Origin of the sequence: Helicobacter sp. MIT 03-1616 (genome assembly GCF_000765685.2) — a bacterium.
GTDB lineage: Bacteria > Campylobacterota > Campylobacteria > Campylobacterales > Helicobacteraceae > Helicobacter_C > Helicobacter_C typhlonius.
In genome coordinates, this window is sequence record NZ_JROY02000024.1 from 1 (window position 1) to 4,256 (window position 4,256).

The 4,256-nt window shown below is 33.5% G+C and carries 7 protein-coding genes; all 7 read left to right on the forward strand.

Features of this window, described 5'->3' with window-relative positions:
* The first annotated feature begins 64 nt into the window (after window positions 1-64).
* Window positions 65-370 (forward strand): hypothetical protein, encoded by a 306-nt coding sequence (locus LS67_RS09370; RefSeq protein WP_034328695.1) that lies wholly within the window; start codon window positions 65-67, stop codon window positions 368-370.
* Window positions 367-630 carry a hypothetical protein gene (locus LS67_RS09375; protein ID WP_034342182.1) on the forward strand — a complete coding sequence of 88 codons (264 nt, stop codon included), beginning with the start codon at window positions 367-369 and terminating at the stop codon, window positions 628-630. The genes LS67_RS09370 and LS67_RS09375 overlap by 4 nt, the downstream gene beginning before the upstream one ends.
* Before the next feature lie 8 nt (window positions 631-638).
* Entirely contained in the window at window positions 639-1,220 is a 582-nt protein-coding gene (locus LS67_RS09380; RefSeq protein ID WP_052099935.1) for a hypothetical protein, read from the forward strand.
* Window positions 1,195-3,087, forward strand: a complete 1,893-nt coding sequence (locus LS67_RS09385; RefSeq protein WP_052099936.1) for a hypothetical protein — start codon at window positions 1,195-1,197, stop codon at window positions 3,085-3,087. The genes LS67_RS09380 and LS67_RS09385 overlap by 26 nt, the downstream gene beginning before the upstream one ends.
* The gene (locus LS67_RS09695) at window positions 3,084-3,224 is read left to right on the forward strand and encodes a hypothetical protein (RefSeq protein ID WP_156407275.1); all 141 of its coding nucleotides are present in this window, start codon (window positions 3,084-3,086) and stop codon (window positions 3,222-3,224) included. Before LS67_RS09385 ends, LS67_RS09695 begins: the two co-directional genes overlap by 4 nt.
* Before the next feature lie 2 nt (window positions 3,225-3,226).
* Window positions 3,227-3,892 carry a type IV secretion system protein gene (locus LS67_RS09390; protein WP_034328454.1) on the forward strand — a complete coding sequence of 222 codons (666 nt, stop codon included), beginning with the start codon at window positions 3,227-3,229 and terminating at the stop codon, window positions 3,890-3,892.
* Window positions 3,892-4,256: hypothetical protein (locus tag LS67_RS09395; RefSeq protein WP_034328456.1), on the forward strand; the 365-nt coding region annotated here is incomplete at its 3' end. The genes LS67_RS09390 and LS67_RS09395, both read left to right, overlap by 1 nt.

A 4,256-nucleotide genomic window follows, 5' to 3' on the forward strand; every position in this document is an offset into this window, starting at 1 on the left:
TTAATAATTTCTATATTCTACGCAAAAATTTTGCAATCAAACTTTGGGGAAGGACACAAACACAATGAAAAAGATACTTGCAAAAATCACATTCTTTTTGATTATGGCTCAAGTTTATCTCTATGGAGCATTTGGAGAAAAACTCAAAAATTCAATAGCAACAGAAGTGAATAGCACAGGAGATATTGTTATGGGTGTAATTCATATTCTAGTAGGCGTATTTGGTGGTTTAATGATTTGTTTTCTTGCTATTGCTGCAAAGTTTAAACCAGAGCTTCTAAAAGACAATATGAAAACAATTATTTGGATAGCAATTATCACAGGTGTGCTATGGGGTGTAACTAATAATGGTGTAAGCGTGTTTCAATGATTGAGATTGATAATTTTAGAGAAATCACAAAAAAGGACAAGGTGTATTTGCCACGCACAAACATAGGCTTAAGCAGAACTTCTTTGCTTATTGCCCTGCTAGGTGGCGGTGTATTGTGGCTCATACTTGTATGGTGGGCAATACCTTTATTTGTTTTGATTCTCGCTACGCTATCTATTTTTGAATATTTTGATGAAGATATTTACGACATTCTCATCATACGCTCAAAGATGAAATCAAAAAATATTTTTTACGCATAAGGAATACAATGCAATTTGCAAAAAAGATTATTCAAAATTTACGCAAACACAAAAATATTGATACTCTCAATGAAGCTTTTAACAAAACAATGAAAGAAGCCGAAGGCATACTTACACTCCAAGAGCCAACAATCTATGCGATGAATGAAGAATCTAATATCGCTTCAAAATTTAGTGATAAATACATAGCAACACAAGATGGTAACTTATGTGCGGGATTCAGAATTGAAGGCATAAGCTATTCAGCAATTACACTTAATCAAGAAATAGAACTTGTTAATACACGCAATAGATTTTGGAGTAAGCTTGATACGAATGTGGAAGTAAATATCTTTGCTAAAAAAGAAAAAATTCATTTAGAATTTGATTCAAGCTCCCCAAATCATTTTGCCGAAGAGATAATAAAAAAATGGGAGAGTGGAATCGTAACATATAAAATCAATTACTACCTCATTGTCTCCACAAAATCAAAACAAGTCGCAGGTTATTTTGAAGCAAAAAAAGAAAAAATGACGACAGAACAAATTGCAGATAATCTAAGCCCAGAGAACAATACTACGAGGTTTGAATTTAAGGCAAAAAAAACTTGATGAAGTATGTGAAGAAATAAAAAGTGCATTGGGAGACTTTAAGCCTATTCAACTTGACTCTGATAGTATTATCAACTTCTATGCTACCTACTCTAATATGCAATTCACAAATTTACGCTATGGATATGAAAGTATAACAGATTCTTATATCACTTCAAATGTCGAGTTTAAAAAAGATTTCATCATTTTTACCCGCAACGATGGTAAGGAAATCTATGGGAGATTCTTAAGTGTTAAGGCATATGAAACAGAAAATATTTCAAGTATATTACCAACGACCATTCTAAGAGAGAATACAGATTATTTTCTTATTTTTCACTGCGAAGCTCTTGATAGAAACACTTCTCTTAATAAAGTGAAAAATGCTAAGCTCTATGCTGTTGAGCTTATTCAAAATGCCCTTGAAACCTTATTGCAAGAGATTCAAACAGATAGAGAAAAACTCTTGAAGTTTTCTCTTAGCATTCTTGTTTTGTCAGAGTATGGAATGAAAGACCTTGATTCTAAAACAAACTCACTTATAGCCATACTTAAAGCTCAAAATTTAAGTGTTGCAAGAGAGACACTTAATCTTAAACCATTGTTTTTTAGCTTTTTCCCATCTCGTGGCAATATTAATGCAAGAATCCGCACACAAACAAGCTCGGTAATAAGCACACTATGCACCTTTGAGAATGATATTTTAGGATTTAAGAACTCGCGATGGGGGAATCGACCCATAACGATTCTAAAACACCTAAGTGGAAGCCCCTACTTTTTTAACTTTCACGACAGCCCTAACGAAGATGCTTCAGGGCATACGCTAGTTATAGGGGGAACAGGCTATGGCAAAACAACGCTTATGCAGTTTTTTATGACAAATCTCTTTAAGTATGATATTAACATCTTTGCAATGGATAAATTGCGCGGTATGCACAATTTTACAAACTATGTTACAGGAGAATACCACGATTTAGAACTTGATGGTTTTAAGCTTAATCCCTTCTCTCTTGGTGATACAACAGAAAACAATAACTTTTTAAAGTCTTGGTTGTGTGAAATGGGCGAAATAGGTAATGGGGAACACGAACTAAGAAATATCGTAGGAGACACAATAAGGCAAATACGAGAAACACAAGCACAAGATGATAGCCATATTTTTACACTCAAGGATTTTTACGACAGCTTACACTTTCCAAACTCACAAGATGATTTAAAAATAAGATATAGGGATTATCTTGAAGGATTGTTTGACAACAAAGAAGACGCACTTAATTTTAGCAAACAACTTTCAGTGCTTAATATGGACGCCATACTCAAGGATCAAAAGAACTCGGCGTTATGCGCCTTGTATCTTTTTCATAAAATAAAAAATATCTCAAAGAATGCAAACAAGGGCTTTTTTATATGGATTGATGAGCTTAGAGATTACCTCAATAATCCAAATATGTGCAATGCAATCATTGAATCCATTATGGAAGTGAGAAAGATAAATGGTGTGATGGCAATGGGAGTGCAAAATCTTGATTTTTTTAAGAATGTGGCAAATGCGGAAGCCTTCATAGAAAATATGGCAAACATTATCATATTTCCAACTACAGACGCGCGAACACTTGAAAGACTTCAAGACCAACTTTCCTTAACAGGAAGCGAAATTAACTTCTTGCAAAATACAAGCAAGGCTTCAAGGCAAATTCTTTTAAAGAGAAAAGACGAATCTGCAATTCTTGATATTAATTTTTCAAGACTAGGCGAACATTTAAAAGTATTCAGCTCTGAATCTAAAAATGTAAATGCGCTCATAGAGTGTAAAAAATATCACCCGCAAGAATGGAGAGCAATGTATCTTAAAAATCAAAAATCAATTCTACAAAAGGAGAACCTATGAAGAAATTTTTAACACTCACTATGCTCGGCTTTTTAGCTATAACAATCTTAGGTTGTGGTAGTAGCAAAACTAAGATTCCCTCAAAAAGCCCTTGTGCTTGTTATGACATTATCATTGATATGGATAAACAAGGATAAAAATGACTTTTGGGGATAATGAATACAAAAAGGACGCAAACTTTCTGTTTAAGCTAGAAAGGCACATTAAACAATATATGTTTTTTTGGATTATTGCAGAATCTGCAATAATTGCATTATTAATTATTACCATAATGGTAATGCTACCACTCAAGCAAAATGTGCCTTATCTTGTGTTTTTCTCAAATGCAGAGAGTAATTTTGTAAGGGTAGAGCAAGGAAACTTAAATATTAGAAGTGAAGAAGCACTTCTTAAATCTATCCTCGCAAGTTATGTGCAAAAGAGAGAAACAATCAATCGTATTGATGATGAGTTACGATACGAAGACATAAGAGAACAAAGCTCTAATAAGGTATGGGATACTTTTAGAAGAATTGTAACACAAGAAAACTCTATCTATCAAAATAAAGAGATATATAGAAAAATACATATCATCAACCTAAGTGTATTATCAAAAAGCGTAGCCAATGTAGATTTTATCTCTATCACTCAAAATACTAAAGACAAAGAACTCAAGCGTTACCGAGCCACACTCAAATATGACTTTATAGAGCAAGGCATTAGTTTTGAATCTGTGCCACGAAATCCCACAGGATTCATAGTTGAAGATTATGCGCTTACTGAAGTTTTTATTGATGACCAATCACAAAAACAGGAGAATAAATAATGAAAAAAATAATCCTTACATTTCCCCTTTTAACCTCTTTTGCTTTAGCCGAACAACCTTCACTAGAAGAACTAACCAATCAAAGAGTGCTAGAAGGGCAAGAACAAATGTTAGAAATGGTAACAAAAATTCAAGACTTGCAAGACCAAAGAGAACAAGATAAAGAAAGAGTCAAAAATAGCCCTATGTTAGATTCTACAAGTAGAGATTTTAGCTCAAGCTCAATTCCTATTCAAATGCAATCACAAACTCAAGAGCCACCGACAGAACAAGAAATATTGCTTAGAAAACAAGCGGTAAGAAGCCAAAATCTCAATGCAATTCAAGGACAATTCTTTGCCAAGAATTACAAAGGCACAGAAAA

Bases quoted from the DNA above. Each gene is read 5' to 3' on its own strand.
- LS67_RS09370 (WP_034328695.1), top strand. From the start codon at position 65: ATGAAAAAGATACTTGCAAAAATCACATTCTTTTTGATTATGGCTCAA.
- LS67_RS09375 (WP_034342182.1), top strand. From the start codon at position 367: ATGATTGAGATTGATAATTTTAGAGAAATCACAAAAAAGGACAAGGTG.
- LS67_RS09380 (WP_052099935.1), top strand. From the start codon at position 639: ATGCAATTTGCAAAAAAGATTATTCAAAATTTACGCAAACACAAAAAT.
- LS67_RS09695 (WP_156407275.1), top strand. From the start codon at position 3,084: ATGAAGAAATTTTTAACACTCACTATGCTCGGCTTTTTAGCTATAACA.
- LS67_RS09390 (WP_034328454.1), top strand. From the start codon at position 3,227: ATGACTTTTGGGGATAATGAATACAAAAAGGACGCAAACTTTCTGTTT.